Annotated in this window: 18 protein-coding genes and 1 pseudogene; 12 read left to right on the top strand and 7 right to left on the bottom strand. The window is 70.6% G+C overall.

Translation table 11 applies throughout. The features are described 5' to 3' along the window. Nucleotides 1-33: 33 nt before the first annotated feature. Nucleotides 34-2,178, top strand: a complete 2,145-nt coding sequence (locus ACIBCU_RS26950) for a primosomal protein N' (RefSeq protein WP_399234616.1) — start codon at nucleotides 34-36, stop codon at nucleotides 2,176-2,178. Between the two features lie 50 nt (nucleotides 2,179-2,228). Here ACIBCU_RS26950 and ACIBCU_RS26945 read toward each other — a convergent pair whose 3' ends face one another. After that, nucleotides 2,229-2,741 carry a hypothetical protein gene (locus tag ACIBCU_RS26945; RefSeq protein ID WP_362929465.1) on the bottom strand — a complete coding sequence of 171 codons (513 nt, stop codon included), beginning with the start codon at nucleotides 2,739-2,741 and terminating at the stop codon, nucleotides 2,229-2,231. A 259-nt stretch (nucleotides 2,742-3,000) separates the two neighbouring features. Between ACIBCU_RS26945 and fmt the strand changes: the two genes are divergently transcribed. Together fmt and ACIBCU_RS26935 are read left to right on the top strand one after the other, a co-directional pair. Next, nucleotides 3,001-3,933: a methionyl-tRNA formyltransferase gene (gene fmt / locus ACIBCU_RS26940; RefSeq protein ID WP_399234613.1), complete on the top strand. Its 933-nt coding sequence runs from the start codon at nucleotides 3,001-3,003 to the stop codon at nucleotides 3,931-3,933. 78 nt (nucleotides 3,934-4,011) lie between these two features. Then, a complete protein-coding gene (locus ACIBCU_RS26935) occupies nucleotides 4,012-5,445 on the top strand; it encodes a transcription antitermination factor NusB (RefSeq protein WP_362929469.1) in 1,434 nt (477 codons plus the stop codon). Nucleotides 5,446-5,483: 38 nt separating this feature from the next. On the opposite strand, the gene ACIBCU_RS26930 is transcribed toward ACIBCU_RS26935, so the two are convergent. Beyond that, nucleotides 5,484-6,419 (bottom strand): TauD/TfdA family dioxygenase, encoded by a 936-nt coding sequence (locus ACIBCU_RS26930; protein ID WP_362929471.1) that lies wholly within the window; start codon nucleotides 6,417-6,419, stop codon nucleotides 5,484-5,486. A 558-nt stretch (nucleotides 6,420-6,977) separates the two neighbouring features. On the opposite strand from ACIBCU_RS26930, the gene rpe reads away from it, so the two are divergent. Both rpe and ACIBCU_RS26920 read left to right on the top strand, forming a co-directional pair. Further along, the gene (gene rpe, locus ACIBCU_RS26925) at nucleotides 6,978-7,661 is read left to right on the top strand and encodes a ribulose-phosphate 3-epimerase (protein ID WP_362929473.1); all 684 of its coding nucleotides are present in this window, start codon (nucleotides 6,978-6,980) and stop codon (nucleotides 7,659-7,661) included. A gap of 138 nt (nucleotides 7,662-7,799) precedes the next feature. Beyond that, nucleotides 7,800-8,786 carry a sugar-binding domain-containing protein gene (locus ACIBCU_RS26920; protein ID WP_362929676.1) on the top strand — a complete coding sequence of 329 codons (987 nt, stop codon included), beginning with the start codon at nucleotides 7,800-7,802 and terminating at the stop codon, nucleotides 8,784-8,786. A 60-nt stretch (nucleotides 8,787-8,846) separates the two neighbouring features. Here the strand turns inward: ACIBCU_RS26920 and ACIBCU_RS26915 are convergent, their stop codons facing one another. Continuing rightward, entirely contained in the window at nucleotides 8,847-9,899 is a 1,053-nt protein-coding gene (locus ACIBCU_RS26915) for a terpene cyclase (RefSeq protein ID WP_399234610.1), read from the bottom strand. 293 nt (nucleotides 9,900-10,192) lie between these two features. Here ACIBCU_RS26915 and ACIBCU_RS26910 point away from each other — a divergent pair, with 293 nt between their 5' ends. The 5 genes from ACIBCU_RS26910 to ACIBCU_RS26890 all read left to right on the top strand — a co-directional run bounded on the left by ACIBCU_RS26910 (nucleotide 10,193) and on the right by ACIBCU_RS26890 (nucleotide 16,667). Further along, a complete protein-coding gene (locus tag ACIBCU_RS26910; protein ID WP_399234608.1) occupies nucleotides 10,193-11,659 on the top strand; it encodes a GuaB1 family IMP dehydrogenase-related protein in 1,467 nt (488 codons plus the stop codon). 202 nt (nucleotides 11,660-11,861) lie between these two features. Next, on the top strand, nucleotides 11,862-13,322 hold the full coding sequence (locus tag ACIBCU_RS26905; protein WP_399234606.1) for an aldehyde dehydrogenase family protein: 1,461 nt from the start codon (nucleotides 11,862-11,864) through the stop codon (nucleotides 13,320-13,322). Between the two features lie 118 nt (nucleotides 13,323-13,440). Next, entirely contained in the window at nucleotides 13,441-13,899 is a 459-nt protein-coding gene (locus ACIBCU_RS26900) for an Lrp/AsnC family transcriptional regulator (RefSeq protein WP_362929481.1), read from the top strand. 232 nt (nucleotides 13,900-14,131) lie between these two features. Then, nucleotides 14,132-14,929: a carbon-nitrogen hydrolase family protein gene (locus ACIBCU_RS26895; RefSeq protein ID WP_362929483.1), complete on the top strand. Its 798-nt coding sequence runs from the start codon at nucleotides 14,132-14,134 to the stop codon at nucleotides 14,927-14,929. A gap of 46 nt (nucleotides 14,930-14,975) precedes the next feature. Then, nucleotides 14,976-16,667, top strand: a complete 1,692-nt coding sequence (locus ACIBCU_RS26890) for a flavin monoamine oxidase family protein (protein ID WP_399234604.1) — start codon at nucleotides 14,976-14,978, stop codon at nucleotides 16,665-16,667. A gap of 15 nt (nucleotides 16,668-16,682) precedes the next feature. Here ACIBCU_RS26890 and ACIBCU_RS26885 read toward each other — a convergent pair whose 3' ends face one another. Beyond that, nucleotides 16,683-17,393, bottom strand: a complete 711-nt coding sequence (locus tag ACIBCU_RS26885; RefSeq protein WP_362929487.1) for a DUF5995 family protein — start codon at nucleotides 17,391-17,393, stop codon at nucleotides 16,683-16,685. 35 nt (nucleotides 17,394-17,428) lie between these two features. Between ACIBCU_RS26885 and ACIBCU_RS26880 the strand changes: the two are divergent. After that, nucleotides 17,429-17,638, top strand: a pseudogene (locus ACIBCU_RS26880) (hypothetical protein); the annotation flags it as partial. Between the two features lie 48 nt (nucleotides 17,639-17,686). Here ACIBCU_RS26880 and ACIBCU_RS26875 read toward each other — a convergent pair. Together ACIBCU_RS26875 and ACIBCU_RS26870 are read right to left on the bottom strand one after the other, a co-directional pair. Further along, nucleotides 17,687-19,939, bottom strand: a complete 2,253-nt coding sequence (locus tag ACIBCU_RS26875) for a penicillin acylase family protein (RefSeq protein ID WP_399234602.1) — start codon at nucleotides 19,937-19,939, stop codon at nucleotides 17,687-17,689. Between the two features lie 1,490 nt (nucleotides 19,940-21,429). After that, nucleotides 21,430-22,401, bottom strand: a complete 972-nt coding sequence (locus ACIBCU_RS26870) for an alpha/beta hydrolase (RefSeq protein WP_362929491.1) — start codon at nucleotides 22,399-22,401, stop codon at nucleotides 21,430-21,432. A gap of 1,276 nt (nucleotides 22,402-23,677) precedes the next feature. Here ACIBCU_RS26870 and ACIBCU_RS26865 point away from each other — a divergent pair. Beyond that, the gene (locus tag ACIBCU_RS26865) at nucleotides 23,678-24,550 is read left to right on the top strand and encodes an alpha/beta hydrolase (RefSeq protein ID WP_362929493.1); all 873 of its coding nucleotides are present in this window, start codon (nucleotides 23,678-23,680) and stop codon (nucleotides 24,548-24,550) included. 388 nt (nucleotides 24,551-24,938) lie between these two features. Here ACIBCU_RS26865 and ACIBCU_RS26860 read toward each other — a convergent pair whose 3' ends face one another. After that, nucleotides 24,939-25,964 (bottom strand): helix-turn-helix domain-containing protein, encoded by a 1,026-nt coding sequence (locus tag ACIBCU_RS26860; RefSeq protein WP_399234599.1) that lies wholly within the window; start codon nucleotides 25,962-25,964, stop codon nucleotides 24,939-24,941. Between the last annotated feature and the right edge of the window lie 148 nt (nucleotides 25,965-26,112).

Raw genomic sequence — 26,112 nt, 5'->3', positions numbered from 1 at the left:
GGCGTGTCAGTGGTGTCTGGTAGGAATGTGGCTGTGAGCAGCGACGACGAGCGGTCCGACGAGCCCGGGTCCGGGGCACCGGAGCAGCTTGCGCTCATCCGGGAGACGGTGCGCCGGGCCAAGGTGCCGCGTGCCAAGCCGCGGACCTGGCGGGGCGCCCCGCTCGCCGAGAGACTCCCGGTCGCCCGCGTCCTGGTGAACAAGGGCGCACTCCACCTCGACCAGTACTTCGACTACGCCGTCCCCGAGGAGCTCGACGCGGACGCGCAGCCCGGTGTCCGGGTGAGGGTGCGGTTCGGGGCCGGAGGACGTCAGGTCCGCGGCGGGCGACGCGAGGGCGGCGGGCTGATCGACGGCTTCCTGATCGAGCGGCGGGCCTCGTCGGACTACCAGGGGGCCCTGGCGGCCCTCGCCTACGTGGTCTCGCCCGAGCCGGTGCTCGGACCGGAGCTGCTCGAGCTCGCGCGCGCCGTCGCCGACCGTTACGCGGGAAGCCTCGCGGACGTGCTGCAGCTCGCGGTGCCGCCGAGGAACGGCCGCGCCGAGTCCAAGCCCTCGGCGGCCCCGCTGCCACCGCCTCCCGCCCCGTCGCCCGGCACCTGGGAGCGGTACACCCAGGGCCCCGGATTCCTGCGGGCGCTGGCCGAGGGCGGGGCGCCCCGGGCCGTCTGGACCGCGCTGCCCGGACCGCACTGGCCCGAGGAGATCGCCCGCGCGATGGCCGCCACCCTGGCCTCGGGCCGGGGCGCGCTCGTCGTCGTACCGGACGGGCGTAGTGCCGGGCGGGTGGACGCCGCGCTCACCGCGGTGCTGGGGGAGGGGCGCCACGCGCTGCTGACCGCCGACTCCGGACCGGAGAAGCGCTACCGGCAGTGGCTGGCCGTCCGGCGCGGCTCCGTGCGCGCGGTGGTCGGGACCAGGGCCGCGATGTTCGCCCCGGTCGCGGACCTCGGCCTGGTGGCCCTCTGGGACGACGGAGACTCCAGCCACAGCGACGACAACGCCCCCTTCGCGCACGTCAGGGAGGTCCTGGAGCTGCGGGCGGCGCACGGCCGCTGCGCGTTCCTGCTCGGTGGCACGAGCTGCACGGTGGAGGCCGCCCAGCTGGTCGAGAGCGGCTGGGCTCTGCCCCTGCGCGCGGACCGGGACCAGCTGCGGGCCGCGGCCCCCCTCGTGCGCACCGTCGGCGACGGGGAGCTCGCGCGGGACGGCGCCGCCCGCTCCGCGCGGCTGCCCAGCCTGGCCTGGCAGACCGTACGGGACGGCCTGCGCAGCGGCCCCGTGCTGGTCCAGGTGCCGCGCCGGGGCTACGCGCCCAGGCTGGCCTGCGAGCGCTGCCGCGAACCCGCCCGGTGCAGGCACTGCGCGGGGCCGCTGCAGGCACCCGACCAGCAGGATCTCAACTGCGCCTGGTGCGGGCGGGCCGAGACGGCCTGGAGCTGCGTCGCCTGCGGCGGCGTCCGGCTGCGGGCGCAGATCGTCGGCGCCCGCAGGACCGCCGAGGAGCTGGGGCGGGCGTTTCCCGCTGTCCCGGTGCGGACGTCCGGGCGGGACCATGTGCTGGACTCCGTGCCCGGCCAGCCCGCCCTGGTGGTCAGCACCCCCGGGGCGGAGCCGGTGGCCGAGGGCGGCTACGCGGCGGCGCTGCTGCTGGACGGCTGGGCGATGGTCGGCCGGCCCGACCTGCGGGCGGGCGAGGAGGCCCTGCGGCGCTGGACGGCCGCCGCCGCGCTGGTCCGAGGGCAGCCTGAGGGCGGCACGGTGGTGATCGTGGCCGAGCCGACTCTGCGGCCCGTGCAGGCCCTGGTCCGCTGGGACCCGGTCGGTCACGCCCGGCGTGAGCTCGCCGAACGCGCCGAGCTCGGCTTCCCGCCGGTGTCCCGGATGGCCTCGGTGACCGGCCCGCCGGAGGCGGTGGCCGCCTACCTCGCCGGAGCGGACCTGCCGCCCGAGGCGGAGGTCCTCGGCCCGGTCCCCGTGCCGGCAGCCACCCCCGGCAGGCCCCGCCGACAGGGGGACGCACCCACCGGCGAGACCTGGGACCGTGCGCTGGTCCGGGTCCCGCCGGGGCGGGGAGCGGCGCTGGCGGCCGCCCTGAAGACGGCGCTGGCGGCGCGGACGGCCAAGGGCACCGGAGATCCCGTACGGATCAGGATCGATCCGCCGGACATCGGCTGAGGCGGCCGGGACGGGGCGGAGGTGTGCCGCCCCGCCTTCTCCGCCGTCCGTCAGCCGTTGCGCGGCCCGGGGAAGGCGCCGGGGCGGTCCGACGGCTGCGGCGGCATGGAGCGGGCCGTGGGCACGGTCGGCAGCACGGAGGAGGGCTCCGGCGTCGCGGGCACCGCACGGGTCGCGTTCTCGGAGGCGGCCTCCGCAGACCCGGGCTGCGGGGTCGCGCGGCGTGCGCCGTAACGCCGGTGCACCGCCTGCTTCGTGACCCCGAGGGCGGAACCCACCGCGTCCCACGAGAAACCCAGCGAGCGGTCGAAGTCCACCGCCGCGGTGACCAGCGTCTCGACGCTGTCCCGCAGTTCCTGGGCGAGCCGGACCGTCGGGGCCGGCGCCCTGCCGTAGACGACGAAGCCCGCGGACGGGCCGGAGCGGCGCGGACGGTAGACGTTGCCCAGCTGCGCAGTGAGGGTACGCAGCGCGTCCACCTGCCGCCGGACCCGCTCGATGTCCCGCACCAACAGGTGCAGACTGGCACGCGCTTGAGCGTCGTGGGTTGCGTGGTCGGCCATGAACAAGCCTCTCGAACCGGCGTTGAAAGGGATCGGACCGCGCGGCGGCGGCCCACTTCGGTCAATCTCACTTGACCAACGCGTCACCCGGCCATGTGGTCACGCAATAGGGGCGTATGTGCGTATGCGCGGGGCGCGCGGACCTGCGTACGCCCCCCGCCGTCCGGCCCGGGGAGGCCGGGCGGGACCACGGGGTGACCCCCTAGACTGGTGTGCTGCTCGCCACGTACGTTCCGGCCCGAGAGGCAGTCCGCCACCCATGAAGCTCGTCTTCGCAGGCACCCCCGAGGTCGCCGTTCCCGCCCTGGACGCCCTGATCGCCTCCGACCGCCACGAGGTGGCCGCCGTGGTGACCCGCCCCGACGCTCCGGCCGGGCGGGGCCGCCGGCTGGTCGCCAGCCCCGTCGCGGAACGTGCCGAGGAGGCGGGCATCGAGGTGCTCAAGCCCGCCAGGCCGCGCGACGAGGACTTCCTGGCGCGGCTGCGCGAGATCGCACCGGACTGCTGCCCCGTCGTCGCGTACGGCGCCCTGCTGCCCAAGGTCGCGCTCGACGTGCCTGCCAAGGGCTGGGTCAATCTGCACTTCTCGCTGCTGCCCGCCTGGCGCGGTGCCGCACCCGTGCAGCACTCGGTGATGGCCGGGGACGAGGTCACCGGCGCGTCGACCTTCCTGATCGAGGAGGGGCTGGACTCCGGACCGGTCTACGGCGTCCTCACCGAGGAGGTCAGGCCCACCGACACCAGCGGAGACCTGCTCACCCGGCTGGCCTTCGCCGGCGCGGGCCTGCTCGCGGCGACCATGGACGGCATCGAGGACGGCATCCTGCACGCCGTCCCGCAGCCCGCCGAGGGCGTCACCCTCGCACCCAAGATCACCGTCGAGGACGCCCAGGTGCGGTGGTCCGCCCCCGCGCTCCGGGTCGACCGTGTCGTGCGCGGCTGCACCCCCGCGCCGGGGGCATGGACCCTCTTCCGCGGGGAGCGCCTCAAGCTGGTCCAGGCGGCGCCCGTCCTGGACCGCACCGATCTCGCCCCCGGCGAGCTGTCCGCGGGCAAGAACAACGTGTACGTGGGCACCGGTTCGCACGCCGTGGAGCTCCTCTGGGTCCAGCCGCAGGGCAAGAAGCCGATGCGGGCCGCCGACTGGGCCCGCGGCGTGCGCATCGCCCACGGGGAGCTCCTGGGGCTCTGAGGCCTCGGGGCAGGGGGCGGGCCCGGCGACGTACGCTGGACGGGTTCGTCCCCTCACCATCAGCGGAGCACCTTTCACGTGAACGACCAGCAGCGTCGCCGTCCCTCCACACCGCACCGGCGTCCCAAGAAGGACCCGGTCCGGTTCCTCGCCTTCGAGGCGCTCAGGGCCGTCGACGAGCGCGACGCCTACGCCAACCTCGTCCTCCCCCCGCTGCTGAAGAAGGCGCGCGCCAAGGGCGATTTCGAGGGCCGGGACGCGGCGCTGGCGACCGAGCTGGTCTACGGGACGCTGCGCCGGCAGGGCACCTACGACGCGATCGTCGCCGCCTGCATCGACCGGCCGCTGCGCGAGGTCGACCCGCCGGTGCTCGATGTGCTCAACATGGGCGTCCATCAGCTGCTCGGCACCCGCATTCCCACCCACGCGGCCGTCTCCGCCAGTGTGGAGCTGGCGCGGGTGGTGCTGGGCGAGGGCCGCGCCAAGTTCGTCAACGCCGTGCTGCGCAAGGTCTCCGCGCACGACCTCGACGGGTGGGTGGAGCGCGTCGCGCCCGCGTACGAGGAGGACGCCGAGGAACACCTCTCCGTCGTCCACTCGCATCCCCGGTGGATCGTCTCCGCCCTCTGGGACGCCCTGGGCGGCGGCCGCGCCGGGATCGAGGACCTGCTGGAGGCCGACAACGAGCGGCCCGAGGTGACGCTGGCCGCCCGCCCCGGCCGCTCCACCACCGAGGAGCTGCTGGACGCCCTCGGCGAGGAGAGCGGTCTTCCCGGCCGCTGGTCGCCGTATGCCGTGCGGATGGCCGAGGGGGGCGAGCCCGGGGCCCTGGCCGCCGTACGGGACGGCAGCGCCGGTGTGCAGGACGAGGGCAGCCAGCTCGTCGCCGCAGCCCTGGCCAACGCCCCCGTCGACGGCGACGACACGCGGTGGCTGGACGGCTGCGCCGGACCGGGCGGCAAGGCCGCGCTGCTGGCCGCGCTCGCCGCCGGACGCGGCGCGACCCTGCTCGCCGCCGAGAAGCAGCCGCACCGCGCCCGGCTCGTCGAGCGCGCGCTGGCCGGCAACCCGGGGCCGTACCAGGTGATCACCGCCGACGGCACCCGGCCGCCGTGGCGGCCCGGCTCCTTCGACCGGGTCCTCATGGACGTGCCCTGCTCCGGCCTCGGCGCGCTGCGCAGGCGTCCGGAGTCCCGCTGGCGGCGCCGCGCGGAGGACCTGGAGGGCTTCGCCCCCCTGCAACGCGGTCTGCTGCGCGAGGCGTTGAACGCCGTACGGGTCGGCGGGGTCGTCGGTTACGCGACCTGCTCACCGCACCTCGCGGAGACCAGGGTCGTCGTCGAGGACGTGCTCAAGGGGCGCGGCGGGGAACCGTTCGAGGCGGAGTGGGTGGACGCCCGGCCGCTGCTGCCCGGAGTCCCCGCCCTGGGCGACGGGCCGGACATCCAGCTGTGGCCGCACCTGCACGGCACCGACGCGATGTACCTCGCGCTGCTGCGCCGTACGGGCTGACCCGACCCGGCGGCGCCGCGCCCGCGCCGGACCGTCCGTCAGCGCGGGCGGTCTCCCGCGACGGCTACACGTTCGGCCACCCTGCGGTGCGGGGCGTAGTCGTTCACCGCGTAGTGCTGCGTCGCCCGGTTGTCCCAGAACGCGACGTCTCCCGCCCGCCAGGTGAAGCGCACCTGGTACTCGGGTACGTGCGCCTGCTGGAACAGCAGCCGCAGCATCCGGTCGCTCTCCTCCTGGTCCCAGCCCACGATCCGGGTGGTGAACGAGGTGTTGACGAAGAGCATCCGGCGCCCGGTGGCGGGGTGCGTCCGCACCACGGGGTGCTCGACCGGCGGGAAGCGGTCCTGGAAACGGACCAGCCGCTCCTCCGGGGTGAACCGCGCGAATCCCGGCACGAAGTCGTGCACCGCCCGCGCCCCTTCCAGGCGGGCCTTCACCTCCGGCGGAAGGTTGTCGTACGCGGCAGCCATGTCGGCCCACATCGTGTCGCCGCCGTACGGAGGCACCTCGCGCAGGTGGAGGACCGCGCCGAGCGCGGGCCGCTCGCGGAACGTCACATCGGTGTGCCAGACGTTCTCGAAGCTCGGCACGGACGCGCGGTCGAAGCGCGCCACCTCCGGATCGTCCCCGGCCGCCAGCAGGGGATTGGTCTCCAGCTCCCCCCAGTTGCGGGCGAAGGCCCGCTGCTCGGCCGAGCTGGGGTGCTGCCCGCGGAAGAAGAGCACCTTCCACTCCAGCAGCGCCCGGTCGAGCTCCGCGCGCACGGCGGGCGTGAGCGGACGGGTCAGGTCGACACCGCCGATCTCGGCCCCGATCACCGCGCCGAGCGGAACGACGTCGAACAGCGTGTAGGGCCGGTCGGGCTGACCCGGCGCCAGCCTGCGCAGCTCGCGGGGGCCTTCGTACAGCCCGTCCGCCGGCAGCCGGGGGGTGCGCAGCGCGGGGACGGAACCGATGGGCGCGGTGAGGGACATGGGGACTCCTGTCTGCGTGGGGGTGCGGGGGGCCACCTGCCCGGCATGAGGAGCGGGGGCGGTGGCCACGGCGCCGGAGGAGGAGCCGCAGAACGCGTGCGCGCCGCAAGCGGACGAAAACGTACGGTCCGGCTCACGGACAGGGTTCTGGGGGGGGACTGCCGGCTCACCCGAGGGCGGCCGGCAGGCGGGCGGACGACGCCGCACAGTTCTGGAAGCGCTCAGCGCTGCCGGGCCAGGTTCAACAGAAGGAGCTGGGCACGCGGCAGGGATCGATGCTGAGGTGCTCCTTCAGGAACTGGTCGCTGATCATGGGAATGGTCTAACACAGCCGCATGGCGGGCACCAGGGGCTGTCCGCGCCCTGGTACGGGCCGGAGCGCGGGCCCTTCCGGGACCGTTCCTCCGCCCTTCCGGGACCGTTCCTCCGCCCACCGGGGCCGTTCCTCCGCCCACCGGGGCCGCCGAAAAGCCGGGAATGCGCGAACCGTGATGATCCCGTGAGGCTTTGAGGCGCACCGAGGCGGGGAAGTGGCTCCGGGCATGGCAGGCTTGGTACATGGCCCAGATCAACCCCAGCATCCTGTCCGCCGACTTCGCCCGTCTCGCCGAGGAGGCGAAGGCCGTGGAAGGCGCCGACTGGCTCCATGTAGATGTCATGGACAACCATTTCGTGCCCAACCTGACCCTCGGCGTGCCCATCGTGGAGGCGCTGAGCAAGGCGACGGACACCCCGCTGGACTGCCATCTGATGATCGAGAACGCGGACCGGTGGGCTCCGCAGTACGTCGAGGCCGGTGCGGGCTCGGTCACCTTCCACGCGGAGGCCGCGGCGGCGCCCGTGAGGCTGGCCCGGGAGATCAGGGCCAAGGGCGCCCGCGCATCCATGGCGCTCAAGCCCGCGACGCCCATCGAGCCGTACGAGGACCTGCTCCCCGAGCTCGACATGCTGCTGATCATGACGGTGGAGCCCGGCTTCGGAGGCCAGGCGTTCCTGGACATCATGCTGCCGAAGATCCGTCGTACGCGTGAGCTGATCTCCAAGCACGGCCTGGAGCTGTGGCTCCAGGTCGACGGCGGAGTCTCGGCCACCACCATCGAGCGGTGCGCCGAGGCCGGCGCGGATGTGTTCGTCGCCGGCTCGGCGGTGTACGGGGCCGAGGACCCGGCCGAGGCGGTCCGGGCGCTGCGCGCACAGGCGGACACGGTCACGGCTTCCGCGCCCTGGGCATGCGGCCACTGAACCAACCTCGGATGAACGCGGCCCGACGGGTCTGACCAGGGATTGCCGCATCTGACAGGATGAACGGCGTATCAGCGTGTGAACAGCAGTGAGGAGATCGCGGTGTCTGGCATCTCGGCGGGTCGGTCAGCCATGCGGATGGGACCCGCGGAGCTGGTGCAGGCGGCGGCCATGGCCCGCCGGTTCTACCTCGAGGGCAAGTCGAAGATCCAGATCGCCGAGGAGTTCGGCGTCAGCCGCTTCAAGGTGGCCCGGGTCCTGGAGACAGCCCTCGAGCGTGATCTCGTACGGATCGAGATCCGGGTACCGGCGGAGCTGGACGCGGAACGCTCCGACGCGCTCCGGGCCCGCTACGGGCTGCGGCACGCCGTCGTGGTCGAGTCCCCCGCGGAGGAGCAGGACGACGCCGCCGATCCGGAGAATCTGGGTGAGGTGGCGGCCGAGCTGCTCGGCGAGCTGGTGAACGAGGGCGATGTGCTGGGCCTGGCCTGGGGCCGCTCCACCATCCACATGGCGGCGGCCCTCGACCGGCTGCCCCCGTGCACGGTCGTACAGCTGACCGGTGTCTACGACGCGGGTACGGCCGAGCGCGGCTCGGTCGAGGCGGTCCGCCGCGCCGCGCAGGTGTCCGGCGGTGAGGCGCACCCGATCTACGCTCCGATGCTGCTGCCCGATCCGGCGACGGCGGCCGCGCTGCGTCACCAGACGGGTATCGCCCGCGCCTTCGAGTACTTCGACAAGGTGACGGTCGCCGCGGTCTCCATCGGATCCTGGGAGCCCGGGATCTCCACCGTCCACGACATGCTCTCGGACGAGGAGCGGGCCCACTACGCCTCGCTCGGTGTGGCGGCGGAGATGTCCGCCCACCTCTTCGACGCGAACGGGCGCCGGGTCGGCCGGGACCTCGGCGAGCGGTGCATCACCGTGGAGGCCGACCGGCTGCGCCGGATCCCCGAGGTGGTGGCCATCGCCGGAGGACAGCGGAAGGCGGCTGCGATCGGCGCGGTGCTGCGCTCAGGGCTGGTCACCAGCCTCGTCACGGACACCGCCGCCGCCGACTACCTCCTGACGGAGTTCGCCGCGGGACAGCGCCCGGCGCTGGAGCGGGCCGACCCGGACGACTGACCGAGGACATGACGGAGGCCGGGCACCGTGGGGCGCCCGGCCTCCGTCATGTCCGGCTTCTCAGCCGCTGCCGCCCGCGCCCAGCCGCGCGTGGTCCGGGCTCACGACGAGCACGGACTCCTCCAGATAGGCCCCGGGCTCCGTGTACTGGCTGACGTCCGCCGGGTTGTAGCGGGGGGTCTGCCGCGACCAGTCCAGATTTCCGCGCATCCAGCTCCGCATCCCGTCGAGATAGGGCACGAGCAGGCCCGCCAGCTCCGGGTACAGGCCGAGCAGCTCGGCCTCCGCGACGAGGAAGCGTCTCGTCTCGTCGGCTATCTCCGCGCACACGTGCTCCAGCGCCTGGCGCTCACCGTAGCCGCGGTGGTGCCGGACCAGATGGACGAGATTGTGGATCTCGCCCAGCACCTGCTCCTTCTCGTAGGAGTAGACGTCGTTCGCCCAGCACACGACGTTGCAGGCGGCTTCGAGCGCGGTGATGAACCGGGCGTCGTTGTGGACCGACTCGGGCGCCCCGATGCCGGCCACGATCTCTATCAGGTCCATGCACACATGGATGGCCCCGGTGTGCCGGCGCTTGGCGATGTACGTCGCCTCGGACGGCACGATCCCGTCGGCGCGGTTCCCCGCCTCCCAGGTGGTGGCGGTCGTCAGATACGTCATGAGGTGCCAGGTGAAGCGAGCGCGCCAGTGCGGGGCGGCCCTCGGGATCGTACGTTCCCACAGGTCGGCCAGGGCGACGAGCGCGGCGGGGGCCTCCTCGTCCGGCAGGGGGCCGGGAGCTCCGCCCTCGATCACGGTGCGCATCCGCTCCACCACGTGGCGTACGCGTTCGGGGCTGCGGCCCAGGTGCCCGTCGTCCAGCTGGTCGTCGACGAGGAAGAGCCAGACGAACCAGTCGGCGACCAGGTCGAGGTGCTCGCTGTCGGCCGTCGGGTGGACCATGCCCACGAAGGCGCCGAAGTCGGCCTGCTCGAAGCGCTTCCTGGCCGATTCCCGGTGCACCAGACCGGTGCGCCGTGTCCAGACGTCGAGGTGCTCACGGGTATGAGCCACGTGCGGATTGCTCCGCCGAGGGAACGGGCAGTAGATGTCGGGCAGTTCGCTCTCCACAGGCGGATCCCCATCCTCTCCGGCCAAACGCGTGACAGGTGTTCCGGGCTCGTGGGCGGTGTCGCACCTACCGCATGGACCTACGGATTTGAAGCTACCTGACCCCTCGTCACTCGGTCCAGGGATAGTGATCACGAAGGAGCGAATCCTGTTCGGGTAGGGTCCATGGGTAAGGCAGGTTTCCACTTGCCCGGCCCCCGGGCAGCTCCTTGGAGGAACTGACGAACGCGGGGGTCCATTGCCGTGTCTTCGTGGAAACGACCTGCACCGTTTCGTATGAAAAAATGGGTGTTATGCGTTTTCTTGAGCCCGGCACCGGTCGCTACACGACCTCTCCCTCGGTCCCCTACGACCTCACGTACGACGATGTCTTCATGGTCCCCGGCCGCTCCGCGGTCGGTTCCCGGCAGGCCGTGAACCTCTCGTCGCCGGACGGCAGCGGCACCACCATCCCGCTCGTCGTCGCGAACATGACCGCCATCGCGGGCCGCCGGATGGCCGAAACCATCGCCCGCCGCGGTGGTCTGGTCGTGATCCCGCAGGACATCCCGATCGAGGTCGTCACCGAGGTCATCGGCTGGGTCAAGAAGCGCCACCTCGTGCTCGACACGCCCATCGTGCTGGCCCCCGGCCAGACCGTCGCCGACGCGCTGTCCCTCCTGCACAAGCGGGCCCACGGAGCCGGCGTCGTCGTCGACGCCGGGAACCGTCCGGTCGGTGTCGTCACCGACCACGACCTGACCGGCGTGGACCGCTTCACCCAGCTCTCCGAGGTCATGTCCAAGGACCTGGTGGTGCTCGACGCGGACATCGATCCGCGCGAGGCCTTCAACAAGCTCGACGGCGCCAACCGCAAGCTCGCTCCGGCGGTCGACGCGGACGGCCGGCTCGTCGGCATCCTCACCCGCAAGGCCGCGCTGCGCGCGACGCTCTACACCCCCGCGACGGACGCGGACGGCAAGCTGCGGATCGCGGCGGCCGTCGGCATCAACGGCGATGTGGCGGGCAAGGCCAAGCAGCTCCTGGACGCCGGTGTCGACACCCTCGTCGTGGACACCGCCCACGGTCACCAGGAATCCATGATCAGCGCGGTCGCCGCCGTCCGGGCGCTCGACCCGGCCGTGCCGATCGTCGCGGGCAACGTCGTGGCCGCCGAGGGCGTGCGTGACCTGATCGAGGCCGGCGCCGACATCATCAAGGTCGGCGTGGGCCCCGGCGCGATGTGCACCACCCGCATGATGACCGGCGTCGGCCGGCCGCAGTTCTCCGCCGTGCTGGAGTGCGCCGCCGAGGCGAAGAAGCACGGCAAGCACGTCTGGGCCGACGGAGGCGTCCGGCACCCGCGCGACGTGGCGATGGCTCTGGCCGCCGGCGCGTCCAACGTGATGATCGGTTCCTGGTTCGCCGGGACGTACGAATCGCCCGGCGACCTCCAGCAGTCCGCCGACGGGCGGTACTACAAGGAGTCGTTCGGGATGGCCTCGGCGCGCGCGGTCAAGAACCGCACCTCGGAGGAGTCCGCCTACGACCGGGCCCGCAAGGGACTGTTCGAGGAGGGGATCTCCACCTCGCGGATGTTCCTCGACCCCACCCGCCCCGGTGTGGAGGACCTGATCGATTCGATCATCGCCGGTGTCCGTTCCTCCTGCACCTACGCGGGCGCGTCCTCGCTCGAGGAGTTCGCCGAGAAGGCGATCGTGGGTGTCCAGAGCGCGGCGGGCTACGCGGAGGGCAAGCCGCTCCACGCCAGCTGGAGCTGACGCCAGGGGCCCGGCGGCCCTGTCGCACGAGTGCCTCTCCCTGCCGTTCGCGCGGGGAGAGGCACTTTTCGTGTGCGCACCCGAGGTCATGGCTGCCTGACCGCATTCACAGGCGAGCACTCCCGTCTCTCCTTCAACATGGTTGAAAGATAAGTAATATGAGCCGCAATCAGCTGCCCGCCCCTCTGCGGTAAGGGATTCCATGAGCTCCTTCTTCACCGACCTGGCCCAGCAGTACATCGACGGCGAGTGGAGGCCGGGGAAGGGGTCCTGGGACATCATCGACTTCAACCCGTACAGCGGGGAGAAGCTCGCCCCGGTCACCGTCGCGACGGCCGGCGAGGTCGACCAGGCCTACCGCGCCGCCGAGCGGGCCCAGCCGGAGTGGGCCGACACCAACCCGTACGCCCGGCGGGCGGTGCTGGAGAAGGCGCTGCGGGTCGTCGAGGAGCGCGAGGCCGAGATCAGCGAGGCGATCGTCGCAGAGCTCGGGGGCACCCGGCTGAAGGCGGGCTTCGAGCTGCATCTGGCCAAGGAGTTCCTGCGCGAGGCGGTCCAGCTCGCGCTGCGGTCCACCGGGCAGATACTCCCCTCGCCGACCGAGGGCAAGGAGAACCGCGTCTACCGGCTGCCCGTCGGGGTCGTGGGTGTCATCAGCCCCTTCAACTTCCCCTTCCTGCTGTCGCTCAAGTCGGTCGCGCCCGCGCTGGCCCTCGGCAACGCCGTGGTCCTCAAGCCGCACCAGAACACCCCGGTCTGCGGCGGCACGCTGATCGCCAAGGTGTTCGAGGAGGCGGGGCTCCCCGCCGGACTGCTGAACGTCGTGGTCACCGACATCGCCGAGATCGGCGACGCTCTGCTGGAGCACCCCGTCCCGCAGGTCATCTCCTTCACCGGGTCGGACAGGATCGGCCGCCACGTCGCGACGGTCTGCGCGGCCAACCTCAAGCGCGCGGTGCTCGAACTCGGCGGCAACAGCGCGCTGATCGTCCTGGACGACGCCGATGTGGACTACGCCGTCGACGCGGCCGTCTTCAGCCGCTACATCCACCAGGGCCAGGTCTGCATGGCGGCCAACCGCATCCTGGTGGACCGCTCGGTGGAGCAGGAGTTCACCGAGAAGTTCGTCGCCAAGGTCGCCTCCCTCCGCGTCGGCGACCCGGCCGACCCCGCGACCCACATCGGCCCGCTGATCAGCTCCTCGCAGGCCGACGCCGTGTCCAGGCTCGTCGACGAGACCGTGGCGGCGGGCGCCACGGCGCTGCTGCACGGCCGGACCGAGGGCAATGTGGTCAGCCCGTCCGTCCTGACCGGCCTCGCCGCCGATTCCCCCGTCCTGCACCAGGAGATATTCGGTCCGGTGGCCCTGCTCGTTCCCTTCGACGGGGAGGACGAGGCCGTACGGATCGCCAACGACACCCCGTACGGGCTGAGCGGCGCGGTCCACACCGGCAACATCGAGCGCGGCGTACGGGTGGGGCAGCGGATCCGCACCGGCATGATCCACATCAACGACGGCACCGTCCACGACGAGCCCATCGTCCCCTTCGGCGGGGAGAAGAACTCCGGCCTCGGGCGGCTGAACGGCGAATCGATGCTCGAGGCGTTCACCACGCAGAAATGGATCTCGGTCCAGCACGGCCGCTCGGAGTTCCCCTTCTGACCGGCCGTTCCCCGCGGTGAGCGCGCCCCTCGCGGGGTGCGCGTGGTCTACTTCGGGGGCGGCCGAAGACCCCGGCCGCCCCTGAAACCCACCGCCGCAGAGAAGTGATCCACCCGAAGTGCGCCTGAACGACCTCGACGAACGCATCGTCCACGCCCTCGCCGAGGACGCCCGCCGCTCCTACGCGGACATCGGCGCCCTCATCGGCCTCTCGGCACCCGCGGTGAAGCGCCGCGTGGACAGGCTGCGCGCCGAAGGGGCCATCACGGGCTTCACCGTGCGCGTCGACCCGGCGGCGCTCGGCTGGGAGACCGAGGGGTTCATCGAGATCTACTGCAGCCGCAACACCGCCCCCGAGGCGATCAAGCGGGGCCTCTCCGCGTATCCGGAGATCGCGGCCGCGTCCACGGTGACGGGCGACGCCGACGCGGTCGTGCAGGTCTTCGCCGCCGATATGCGCCACTTCGAGCAGGTGCTGGAGCGGATCGCGGGCGAGCCCTACGTCGAGCGGACCAAGTCGGTCCTCGTGCTCTCCCCGCTGCTGCGGCGGTACTCCTCCTCCGGCCCGCCCGCCTGACCCCGTACGGGCGTCGAGGGAGCCGGACCCCAGACCTGCGGGCGGGTGCGGGGGAGACCGAAATCACTCGTCCGGCCTGCGAGGACGCCCCACGCAACACATCACCGCAGCGGCCGCTTTCCGCGCAACGGATCGACGGTACACGCGCAACAATCGCGCCTTGTCGGCCGTGATCCCCGCGCCGTACCTTCAATACGTCTCCCCACCCCGCCCGTCCCGCCCGAGGTCAGCCATGCCGCCGTTGCGCACCGCCCTGCTCCAGAGCTCCGGACGAGCCGGCTCCGTGGACGACAACCTCGCGGCGCTCGACGAGGCCGCCGCACGGGCCGCCGCCGCGGGCGCCCGGCTGCTGGTCTGCCCGGAGCTGTTCCTCACCGGATACGCCATCGGTGACGCCGTCCCCGAGCTGGCCGAACCCGCGGACGGACCCGCCGCGCGAGCCGTCGCCGGCATCTGCGTACGCCACGGCCTCGCCATCCATTACGGGTACCCGGAGCGGGAGGACGAGGCGGTCTTCAACGCGGCACAGCTCATCGGCCCCGACGGGGCGCCGCTCGCCAACTACCGCAAGACCCACCTCTACGGCGGCTTCGAGGAGGAGTGGTTCACCCCCGGCGAGCAGCCGGTGGTGCAGGCCGAGCTGGACGGCATGCGGGTCGGGCTGCTGATCTGCTACGACGTCGAGTTCCCGGAGAACGTGCGCGCGCACGCCCTGGCCGGCACCGAGCTGCTGCTGGTCCCGACCGCGCTGATGCACCCCTTCACGTTCGTCGCCGAATCCGTCGTGCCGGTCCGCGCCTTCGAGAACCAGCTCTACATCGCGTACGTCAACAGGGCCGGCAGCGAGGGAGAGTTCGACTTCACCGGGCTGAGCTGCCTGGCCGGCCCCGACGGCACGGTCCGCGTCCGCGCCGGCCGCGGCGAGGAGCTCCTCATCGGCGAGGCCGACCCCGGACTGCTCGCCGGGTCGCGCGCCGCCAACCCGTACATCGAGGACCGGCGGCCGGGCCTGTACGGCTCCCTGGTCTGAGCACCCGCCCCCGTTCCACGCTTCCCCCGCAAGGAGTCCGTACCCCATGACGTCCACGGTGCCCAACGCCGTCCAGCACACCGACGCACAGCCGCCGATCACCATGTTCGGGCCGGACTTCCCGTACGCCTACGACGACTTCCTCGCCCACCCGGCGGGCATCGGACAGATACCGGCCACCGAGCACGGCACCGAGGTGGCCGTCATCGGCGGGGGGCTCTCCGGCATCATCACCGCGTACGAACTCATGAAGATGGGGCTGAAGCCCGTCGTCTACGAGGCGGACCGGATCGGCGGCCGGCTGCGCACCGTCGGCTTCGACGGGTGCGACCCCTCGCTGACCGCCGAGATGGGCGCCATGCGCTTCCCGCCCTCGTCCACGGCGCTCCAGCACTACATCGACCTGGTGGGGCTGGAGACCAAGCCGTTCCCCAACCCGCTCTCCCCGGCCGCCCCGTCGACCGTCGTCGACCTCAAGGGCGAGTCCCACTACGCGCGCACCATCGACGACCTGCCCCAGGTGTACCGCGAGGTGATGGACGCCTGGAACTCCTGCCTGGAGGAGGGCGCGGACTTCTCCGACATGAACCGCGCGATGCGTGAGCGCGACGTACCGCGCATCCGGGAGATCTGGGCGGAGCTCGTCGAGAAGCTCGACGACCAGACCTTCTACGGCTTCCTCTGCGGCTCCGACGCCTTCGCCTCCTTCCGGCACCGCGAGATATTCGGTCAGGTCGGCTTCGGCACCGGCGGCTGGGACACCGACTTCCCCAACTCGATCCTGGAGATCCTCCGCGTCGTCTACACCGAGGCCGACGACCACCACCGGGGGATCGTCGGCGGCAGCCAGCAGCTGCCGCTGCGCCTCTGGGACCGGGAGCCGCAGAAGACCGTGCACTGGCCGTCCGGCACGTCGCTGTCCTCGCTGCACGGCGGGGAACCGCGCCCGGCCGTGACGCGGCTCGACCGCACGGCGGGCAACCGGATCACGGTCACCGACGCCACCGGTGACATCCGCACCTACCGGGCGGCGGTCTTCACCGGACAGTCCTGGCTGCTGCTCTCCAAGATCGCCTGCGACGACGAGCTCTTCCCGATCGACCACTGGACGGCGATGGAGCGCACTCACTACATGGAGTCGTCCAAGCTGTTCGTGCCCGTCGACCGGCCGTTCTGGCTCGACAAGGACGGGTCGACCGGCCGGGACACGATGTCCATGACGCTCACGGACCGGATGACCCGGGGGACGTACCTCCTGGACGACGGGCCCGACAAGCCGGCCGTCATCTGTCTCTCCTACACGTGGTGCGACGACAGCCTGAAGTGGCTGCCGCTCTCCCCGAACGAACGCATGGACGTCATGCTCAAGTCGCTCGGCGAGATCTATCCGGGCGTCGACATCCGCAAGCACATCATCGGCAACCCGGTCACCGTCTCCTGGGAGAACGAGCCGTACTTCATGGGCGCGTTCAAGGCGAACCTGCCCGGCCACTACCGCTACCAGCGCCGCCTCTTCACCCACTTCATGCAGGACCGGCTGCCCTCCGACAAGCGCGGCCTGTTCCTCGCGGGCGACGACATCTCGTGGACGGCGGGCTGGGCCGAGGGAGCCGTACAGACCGCGCTGAACGCCGTATGGGGCGTGATGGCGCAGTTCGGCGGCACCACCGACCCGGCGAACCCGGGGCCGGGCGACGTCTTCGACGAGATCGCGCCGGTCGAGCTCCCGGAGGGCTGAGACGGGCTCGCCGCCTCAGCGGCACGGAGTGAGCAGGAAGCGCCCCACCAGGCCGGCTCCGGCATCCATCCGTGCCCTGAACTCCTCGGCCAGAGGCGGCACTCCACGCAGCTGCCACAGCATCCGGGCCGCCGACCAGGACGCCTCGCGGGCCCGCTCCAGACTCCAGGTCCCCGCGAGATGGATGAGGGGATCGGCGACCTGCAGCAGATCGGGACCGGGCATCAGATCCTCGCGGATCTGCTCCTCCAGCAACACGAGGAGATCGCCCACCCGGTCGAACTCCTCCTTGAGGTCCGGCGGAGCGCAGTCGAGCGTACGGCAGGTGTCCACGACGGCCAGGGCGAGGTCGTGCCCGATGTGCGCGTTGATACCCGCGAGCGCGAACTGCAGCGGACGTACGCCCGGATGGCGGCGGTACTGGAACAGCGGGCGCCAGCACTCGGGCGGACGGTCGCCCGAGACGGCTGTGTCGACCGCCGTCAGATAGTGCTCGGCGAACCGCACGTCCAGTGCGGACACGGCCTCCCGGTCCTTGAACGCGCCGTCCGTGATGTGCCGGCCGACCGCCTCCGTGACCGTCAGATAGACCTGGTTGAAGACCGCCACACCGTCCTCGGGTGGCCAGTCGGAGCGGAACGCACGCATCCGCTCGATCACCGCGTCGACATCGGTCACCGCGCCGGCCGCGCCGGCCGGGATTGCGAACTGCTCGATCCGGTCCATGCGGGCAGCGTCCCAGCCATAGGCTCGCCACGGCGCCGACGGGCCGGAGACTTCATCGGAACGGACGAACACCGGGCGCCGTGACCGGCCAGGTCCGGGACGTGACGGCCGCGGCGGCAGTCGCCGGCCGTACGCCCGTCCTCGACGGGTACCTCTGGGTGAAGCTGCCGGGGGAGTCCGACGGCTGCAAGGGGTCGGCCGGCTCGTTCACCCCGGACTACGCCTACGAGCTGGCCACGGGCTGAGGGGGACAGCTCTCTGGGCCGGGCCGGGCCGTCCCGGTCGGCGGGCTCTCACTCGCCGGGCCGGTACCTCCGCTCCACGTGCCCCTCCAGCTCGTCGGGGTAGAAGTAGACGCGCCGCAGGTCGCCGCCTGCGTAGCGTTCGGCCTGGTCGTCGAAGTGCGGGGAGCCGGGGTGGCCGCTCACGCCGCCCGCCGTGACCGCCCAGGCGCGCAGCCGCGGCCCGAACTCCACCACCGCGACGAAGGAGTTGCCGCTGGTGCCGTAGTAGCGCTTCGTACCCGGGTAGGCCTTCGCACCGAACGACGCGAGCGAACCCCAGCGCGAGGAAGCGAAGGGGACCGGAATGCTCGGCTTGTCGTCGTCGAACTCCTGGACGATCGCGCCGTCGTTGCGCTGGTAGCGGTTGATCTCGCCCCACTCCACGTCCCAGCCGCCGAAGTCCCGCTCCAGCCGCGCCACCGCCGTGCCGAGCGCCTCGATGCGCTCGGCATCGGTGGCGCGGTCGGCCATGTAGTCCCACCCCGAGAGTCCGGCGTCCGCGGCCGCTTGCGCGGTCATCGCCCACAGGTCCTCACCCCAGAACACGGCCACCGACATGGCCGTCGACTGCGCCGACCAGCGACAGTCCCAGTCGCGCAGCAGGGCGATCGGGCCGGAGAGCCGCTTCCTCTGCCCGTTGCCACGGGGAAGCCCGTCCCACGCGGCGACGAGGCCGGGGAGCAACCGGGCGAAGGCCGTGAGGTACGGGTCGAAGGCGGCCTCGATCAGCGTCCGCGGAGTGAAGTCCTTGCGCGCGGTGAGGACTCGGATCGCCTGCGGCCCGCGCGGATTTTCGCCGGCCTTGTCGAAGTAGCGCGGGTAGTCGGCGGCGTCGGGGCTCTCGTCACCGGCCGCGGTCCAGGGCCAGTTGTTGGTGTTGAAGGTCCAGCCGTTCTTGGGATTCACGGCCTGCGGCATGCTCGCCAGGCTGTGCAGTCCGTTCCAGTCGGTGGCGGGGTCGCTGCCGTCGACGTTCTTGAGATAGTCGAAGCGGTCGTCGCGCTTCGGCATGAACTGCGGCATCAGAAAGGCGATGTCACCCCTGGAATCCGCGAAGAGGGTGTTGTTGGAGCTGTTCGCCTTGAGTTCCGCGACCCGGATGTACTCCTCGTAGTTCTTCGTCGTGGTGCGCAGGAAGCTCTGCTTGAGCGCGTCGACGGGCTTGTTCATCAGCGCGCAGGCGATCCACTTGCCGTCCTCCTCGCGGACGACCGGGCCGTGGTGGGTGGCGAAGGTGGTGAAGCTCCGTTCCTCCTGGCCGCCGTCCTCGGTGCGGCAGGACAGCTTGACCGTCCTCGTGGTGACGGGGCGCAGCTCGTCGCCGTAACGGTAGAAGTACTCCCCGTCCTCCCCGTCCGGGCCGCTCACGATCGTCTCGGCGAAGTTGTCGATGTTGTCGACCCCGGCCGTCGTGTGCATCCAGCCGGTGTCGGCGTTGAAGCCCTGGTAGATGAAGAACTGGCCCCAGGTGGCGGCCCCGTAGACGTCGAGTCCCCGTTTGCTCGTCACGTGCTGCTCGGCGCGGAAGAAGAAGCTGGTGTGGGGGTTGATGAGGAGCAGGGCGTGGCCGTCGCGGGTGTGGCTCGGCGCGATGGCCATGCCGTTCGATCCGGTCGGCTCGCGAAACGTCAGGCCGATCTCGTCGTCGGTCATCGGCACTTCGCGCTTGGCGTAGAAGGCTTCGAGCCGGCTGAGCGGGATCGACTCGATGTCGCCGCCGATGCTGCCCTCCGAGAAGCTCAGCGGCATCCACGGCTCGAAGCGGCCGAGTGCGCGCGGGCGTACGTCGGGGTGGGTGGCGAGGTAGTAGTTGAGGCCGTCCGCCCAGGCCTGCATCAAGGTGCGCAGCCAGGCGGGGGACCTGGCGTAGTCCTTCTTCAGCTCCTCGTGGTCGAGATAGAGCCGCTGGCGCAGGTCCTGCCATATCGCGCTCTCGCCCTCGGCCTCGGCGAGCCGGCCGAGGGCTGTCAGGTAATTGGTCTCGACCCGGTTGAAGTCGTCCTCGGCCTGGCTGTACATCATCCCGAACACCGCGTCGGCGTCACTCTCGCCGACCACGTGCGGGACGCCCCAGTCGTCGCGGGTGATCGTCACACGCGCGGAGTGTCGTCGCCAGCGGGCCGTGTCCGACGCCGCGGACGCGCTGCCGGCCGGCAGCCCCGCCGCGACGACGGCCAGCCCGGCCGCACCGCCCAGGACGCGGCGTCGGCTCAATCCTCCGTGCTGTCCCGGGGTCTGCCCTGTGCTCTGCGCGTCGCTCATCAAATGCTCCCCATCGGCTGTCGCGGCAGGACGCGTGGATTCCGGTGATCATCCACGCGGACAGTCCTATCCATGACGTGGCGCGTTGACAAGATCCCCGCCACGGCCCGAGCAGCAGATAGAGGACGGAGGGCTCCCGCTGCAGTTTCTCTCCCGTGTCCGCACGGGGAAAATGTCGACGAGTATCGGCGGATTATCGCAGATATAAGGCATGAGAAGCAGCGAGGCGAAATACCGGCACAAGGGAGTTGAATCCCTGGGCCGTTCCGCACCACGCTCTGGGCGCTGCAGATCCCGATCGCCGTGCTGCTCCTGGTCCGTCTGATGGCACCTGCCCGCCCGAGCGAACGCCTGAAACCGCGTGGCCCGCGGCACCGCGACATCGCGCTGGCCACCGGAACTGGTCGAACGCAATCAGCTGGGGCAAGCCGCCGCAGCACCTGGCTCAGCATCACGTCCGTCTCACAGCAACCGACGGCCACATCGAAAAGCGTGTCCGCCGACTCCTGGTATCGGGCACGTACCCAGAGGTGACACACGCCTTTGACGCATCGGCGGGCCCCGTGGTCACAGCCACCGCGGACCAAGGAGGGGCGAGTGCCGCAGAAGCGTAGGCAGGCCCGTGCCCCGTCATCAGGAACCCTTCGCACGAGTGGAGAGGAGGTGTACGGGTCGGCATTGCAGATCAGGCGGCACGACCGAGCTTTTCGCGGACGAGGCAGGAAGTTGCCGTCGAGGACTTCGAGGACGGCGACACCCTTGTCGATGAGGGCTTGTGCGTAAAGGCATGCCGACTGGACCTTTGAGTCCGGGAAGCGCCATTTCCACGCTCATCCTGTGGTCTTGGGTGAGGTTTCGCCAGCTTGGCGTACCGAGCGATCTTTCAGGGCTTGGGCCGAGGCCGCCGGACGTTCGTCGGGCTCGGGCAGAACGGAGACGGTAGGTGCTCTGACCGCGAGTGCTGACGCCCCGGTTGGGGTGGTTCTCCTGCCTAGCGGCCGAGGGGCTGCTGCCCGATCTTCGCCTTCTCCGGCAGCCGGTCAGCGTTGCAGATCTGGTTTTCCTTGTGCAGTACCTAGACGCACAAGAAGACGGCGCCACGGCGCGAGCCGGTGGTGCCGTCTTCTGTTTTGCGATCGGTACTACAACCGACACGCTATTGGTGCCCAGCCTTCGGATTGATGCCGACGATTCGACATGCCTCATTGTTGCCGGCGTCTGGATCTTCCGATCTTGACGTCCATCGCATCCCTTGAACCGGGTTATCACGACGACCATTTGAACAGCAGTGAACCGTCTCGGTGAGGTGTCGAGCCCGGCACTTCGGGAGTCCTCGACCCTGGAGCGCGGCCCCTGAGGGGACACGCGGACGCTGTGTGGAGAGAGTGTCCGCGCGGCTGGTCGTCAGCTCGTCGCACGGGTCGCCTCGTGGATCCGCTCCGCGGTCTCCTCCAGCCGGGTGGCTATGACGGCGTGTGAAGTCTCTCGAGTCAGTTGGTCTGGAGGGCCGTGCGCAGAGTGGCGACGGCAAGGGTGATGGCGGCCTGGGCGGCGTGGGTCTCGCGCAGGGTATTGAGCATCACGAAGTCGTGGATGATGCCCTGGAGGCGGACGGCGGTCACCGGGACGCCGGCTTCGCGGAGCTTGTTGGCGTAGGCCTCGCCCTCGTCGCGCAGGACGTCGGCCTCACCGGTGATGACCAGGGCCGCGGGCAGTCCGGTGAGCTGCTCGGTGGTGGCGCGCAGCGGGGAAGCGGTGATCTGGGCGCGTTCGGCCTCGTCGGTCGTGTACTGGTCCCAGAACCACTGCATGCCGTCGCGGCGCAGGAAGTAGCCGGTCGCGAACTGGTGGTAGGAGCCGGTGTCGAAGTTCGCATCGGTGACGGGATAGAACAGCACCTGCTGGACCAGGGGCAGGTCGCCGCGCTGCTTGGCCATCAGGGTAAGGGCGGCCGCCATGTTACCGCCGACCGAGTCGCCCACCACGGCGAGGCGTGCGGCATCCAGGCCCTTGGCGGCGCCCTGCTCGACGATCCACCGGGCGACGGTGTAGTTCTGCTCGATGGCGACGGGGTAGCGTGCCTCGGGCGAGAGGTCGTACTCGGGGAAGACAACCGCTGCGCGAGCGCCGACGGCGAGCTCGCGTACGAGGCGGTCGTGGGTGTGGGCGTTGCCGAACACCCAGCCGGCGCCGTGGATGTAGAGGATCACCGGCAGGGTGCCCTCGGTGCCGGCCGGCTTGACGATCCGGGCCCGGACGCTGCCGGTGGGACCGCCCGAGACGGTGATCCACTCCTCGTCGATGTCCGGCTTGGCGATGTCCCCGGACTGCACCTCGTCGACGGCCTTGCGTCCGTCGACCGGGCCGAGGTCGAAGAGATACGGCGGGTTGGCGGTAGCCTCGGCAAACGCCTGGGCGGCGGTTTCCAGCACCGGCGGAACCGGCTCGATGATGTCGGACATGTGTATCTCCTGCTGCTGTCGGTGTGCGTTGTGCTGTCCCTACACGCTAAAACCGTGGCGCCACCGGACATGTTCTGCGCGCGCACTCGCTCTGTCCGCAAAGCGCACAGAGCGCCGCGCACGACGAAGCCCATGGGAGTGCGTCCGGGGAACCCGGTGTGTGTCTGAAGCGGGGGCGTGAGATTTCAGTGGCCCTATCGCTGTTCGTCGCCGCTTTCGCAGATGCTGGCACCCACCCAGGCGCATGGTTCGCGGTGACCGCTTGCCCTGTGGGCGCAGCTGCCGTGGCGCTGTCCACCTTCAGCCGCCCGACTCAGTGAGCCCTTTCAGAGCTGCCTTTCCAGAGTAAGGATGGCCTTGGCGATGGACGGCATTCGATTTCGGCTGCATCGAGAGCCCCGTGAATCTGTCATGGCGTCAGCTGTGGCATCCCACCCGGGCGGGTGTCCTTGTCCCGTGGTGTGCTCACGTCGCTCCACGAGTGAGGATCTCGGCGAATGCCACGCCCGCAGGGCTGGTGCATGCCCGCCTTTCAGCACCTGTATCGCACGCGCTTGTGCGAAACAACATGAGCTGCAGGCCAGTGCCGGCACGCTGCTCCCGAAGGTGGCCCGGCGAACAATCAGTTGCCGCATGTACTCGCGGCCCGCCCTGGCACCCCTTTCTGGCGCCCCTCTGGTAGCAACGGCGTGAAACGAGTAGCACTTCTGAGCTGTGTCGATACGGTCAGATCACGCTTAAAATCGCTGTCATCGGCACGGCCTACGTCTCCACCCGGTCGGCATCTCGGCGGACGGTCATTTGATGCTCGTCACCATCCGATGGCCGCATTTCCCTTACAGCGTGGGTGCCCCTCCGGCTGGGGCAATGTGCGCAGTCACAGCACCATCAGTCTCGTCGTCTGCCTCCGTGGACGTCGCGTTGTTCCCCACTGAGCAAAAGCCTGTGCACGATTGAGCTATTCGTCTGCTTTGTTGCGTTCTAGCGTTCAGGAGTCGACGGAACGCCCAGGAATACGCGGGAGACACAAGTGAGAAGCACCTCTTCGAGGTGGCCCATTCTTGAGTCTGAAGCTCAGGCCACCGCCGGTTGCACAGCCCATCCGCCTCACACCCGGGCCATCCCGCAACTGCCCGTCCAAGCACCGCACCGTGTTGCGTTCTGCCCTGAAGGTCACCCAGGCCTCAGCGTCCGGCACCGGCTCGTCGCACCGACCACACGCCCTGATTCCGCGAGCATCCACTCGCATACACCACCCTTCTGCAGGAGACACACCATGCCTCGTCTTTCTCGACGCGTCCTCGCTGCGGCGTTCACCGCTGTAGCGGCCGGATCGCTCGCGTTCGCCGCTCCCACCACCGCCGCGCCGCGTACCCCTGTAGAGGCCGATGCCACCCAGTACAGTTCCGTGGCCAAGCCGACGATCGTGCTGGTACATGGCGCCTGGGCCGACGCCTCCAGCTGGAACCCGGTCATGTCCCGTCTCCAGCACGCCGGCTACACCGTCTACGCGCCGCCGAACCCTCTGCGTGGCGTCGCCTCCGACGCGGAGACCATCGCCGACTTCGTGGCCACCATCCCCGGACCGGTCGTCCTGGTCGGCCACTCTTACGGCGGCATGGTCATCACCAACGCCGCCACCTCGCTGCCCAACGTCAAGGCACTGGTCTACGACGACGCCTACATTCCCGCCCAGAACGAGACCGTGTTCCAGATCAACGCCGCCGAGCCCGGGTCCTGCGTCAGCGTCGACCCCTCGGCGTTCCTCAATCTGGTCCCCTATCCCGGTGCCGCCTCCGGTGATGCCGACGCCTATCTCAAGACCGCGCCCAACGGTGTCTACCAGGGGTTCGACAATTGCTTCGCCAATGGGGTCCCCAGCGCTCAAGCGAGTCTCCTTGCGGCCGGCCAGCGTCCGTTCGCCGTGAGTGCAGGCTCTGAACCCTCTGGTGTTCCGGCGTGGAAGACGCTGCCTTCCTGGGCCGTTGTCGGTACCCAGGACCATGTCATCCCCCCCGCCGAACAGCTCGCCATGGCCAAGCGAGCCGGCTCTCACATCGTCAAGGTGCCGGCCGGTCACCTGTCCCTGCTCACCCATCCGGACACGGTCACGGACACGGTCGTAGCAGCTGCGCGAGCTACCGGCTGACCAGCTCGCCCCGCCACCATGTTCGACCGAATGCAGGGGTGATGCGCGCTCCGTCCTCGGGAACGAAGGGCTCTCGCCAACGGTCGGCAATCACAGCGCGGCGGCGGGACAGGGCATCCGCATTGATCGCGTGAGTTGTCGACGCGGGCTTTGATCGGAAGCGGAGATCTCCGTGTGCAGCTCTGCAGTGCCTGCCACACGGAGATCTTCGTGCCCCACGGTGGTGCCCGGCTGCCCGTTCACAGTAGGTGACTTTTTGGACCCCGAGTCGGGCGCTGCAAGGCGTAGTCGTCCATCCTCCGTGGGCGACCACCCACCACCGGCCACGCAGCCCCTGGGGCTGGACTCTCCCGCGGCTCGTCCGACCGGACACCTGCCCGGAGTGGAGTCACAGCCATCCTCGACGTGCTGCCTGCCACGCGAGTTGCATGCGCGTGCCCGCCCCGGCGCGCTCCATCAAGCGTTGAATGTGCCGCTGTACCGTGCGTCTGCTGAGTCCCATTTGGGAAGCGATCGCTTTGTCGGCGACGCCGGCGACCAGCAGGGAGAGCAGCTTCCGGTCGGTGGCCGAGAGGGAGGGGAATTCGGCTGCGCCGTCGAGGCCGCTGATCGCCGTGCTGTCGACGTTCAGCGGCACAGCATCTTCCCAGTAGCGTTCGAAAAGGGCGAGCAGGGCGCTGAGCAGATTGCTGTCCCTCACCAGAGCGGTGGTCGGTTCGTCGGGGCTTCCCCCGGGGCCGCCGGGGACCAGCGGGAAGATCGCGACCGAGCGGTCCGCGATCGCCAGGCGCAGTGGCAGGTGGGGGGCGGCTCGGGCGATCTCGCCGGCGCGCACGCCGGCCACCACGTTGTCCACAGCGCCCTCGTCCTCGAAGAATGCCTTCTCGTACAGCACGCGGTACTCGACGCCGCGTTCCAGAGCAGCGAATTCCTCCGCGTTGCTGCCGGACGGCATGGCCACGTACTGGGCCTTGCAGAACCACAGCATCTCCTCGCGCGCGGAGGTCTGTATCTGCCGTAGGTGCTGGCGCAAGGCCTCGGCTCCCGTGATGACCTCCAGGAGTTGGCCGGCGTGCTGGCGTCGGGCCGTGTCCTGGTGGGACTCGATCAGTCTGGCCGCCTCCGCGCGCGCCTGGTCCAGCGCGTCGGTGCTGCTCTTGATCCGGGGCAGCAGCGCGACATCAGGGGGGACGGCTCGGTAGACGCGGGGTTCGCCGTCGGTGTGACTGACCAGGCCCAGAGAGGCGAGCAGGCCGAGGGTTTGCTCGGCCGCGGTGAGGTCCATCACGGTGCGGCGGGCGAGATCCCCGGCGGTGGCGCGGCCGGAGACGACGAGGAGCCGGTAGACGGATTCCGCCGGCTCCGGGACTCCCACCGCTTCCAACACCTCGGCTACCTCCCCGAACTGCAGCACATCAGACAGTTGAAAAGCGTACTGCAGGGAAATGAGGGAGGGCGGGGGGGGGGGGGGGGCCCCCGGCCCCCCCCCCCCCCCCCCCCCCGCACCACCCCCCCCCCCCCCCGGGGGGTAACCCCCCCGGGTCCCCGGCGAGGACCCGAGA

It is taken from the genome of Streptomyces sp. NPDC051064 (genome assembly GCF_044455985.1).
In the GTDB taxonomy this organism is placed as follows: Bacteria; Actinomycetota; Actinomycetes; order Streptomycetales; family Streptomycetaceae; genus Streptomyces.
The sequence above is the reverse complement of the archived record's forward strand: the minus strand, read 5'-3'. Positions and strand labels throughout refer to the sequence as shown.

What these genes read in the sequence shown, in the direction of transcription:
- fmt (WP_399234613.1), top strand. Translation starts at nt 3,001, where the DNA reads ATGAAGCTCGTCTTCGCAGGCACCCCCGAGGTCGCCGTTCCCGCCCTG.
- ACIBCU_RS26945 (WP_362929465.1), bottom strand. Translation starts at nt 2,741, where the DNA reads ATGGCCGACCACGCAACCCACGACGCTCAAGCGCGTGCCAGTCTGCAC.
- ACIBCU_RS26920 (WP_362929676.1), top strand. Translation starts at nt 7,800, where the DNA reads ATGGGACCCGCGGAGCTGGTGCAGGCGGCGGCCATGGCCCGCCGGTTC.
- ACIBCU_RS26875 (WP_399234602.1), bottom strand. Translation starts at nt 19,939, where the DNA reads ATGAGCGACGCGCAGAGCACAGGGCAGACCCCGGGACAGCACGGAGGA.
- rpe (WP_362929473.1), top strand. Translation starts at nt 6,978, where the DNA reads ATGGCCCAGATCAACCCCAGCATCCTGTCCGCCGACTTCGCCCGTCTC.
- ACIBCU_RS26895 (WP_362929483.1), top strand. Translation starts at nt 14,132, where the DNA reads ATGCCGCCGTTGCGCACCGCCCTGCTCCAGAGCTCCGGACGAGCCGGC.
- ACIBCU_RS26910 (WP_399234608.1), top strand. Translation starts at nt 10,193, where the DNA reads ATGCGTTTTCTTGAGCCCGGCACCGGTCGCTACACGACCTCTCCCTCG.
- ACIBCU_RS26930 (WP_362929471.1), bottom strand. Translation starts at nt 6,419, where the DNA reads ATGTCCCTCACCGCGCCCATCGGTTCCGTCCCCGCGCTGCGCACCCCC.
- ACIBCU_RS26865 (WP_362929493.1), top strand. Translation starts at nt 23,678, where the DNA reads ATGCCTCGTCTTTCTCGACGCGTCCTCGCTGCGGCGTTCACCGCTGTA.
- ACIBCU_RS26905 (WP_399234606.1), top strand. Translation starts at nt 11,862, where the DNA reads ATGAGCTCCTTCTTCACCGACCTGGCCCAGCAGTACATCGACGGCGAG.
- ACIBCU_RS26890 (WP_399234604.1), top strand. Translation starts at nt 14,976, where the DNA reads ATGACGTCCACGGTGCCCAACGCCGTCCAGCACACCGACGCACAGCCG.
- ACIBCU_RS26870 (WP_362929491.1), bottom strand. Translation starts at nt 22,401, where the DNA reads ATGTCCGACATCATCGAGCCGGTTCCGCCGGTGCTGGAAACCGCCGCC.
- ACIBCU_RS26885 (WP_362929487.1), bottom strand. Translation starts at nt 17,393, where the DNA reads ATGGACCGGATCGAGCAGTTCGCAATCCCGGCCGGCGCGGCCGGCGCG.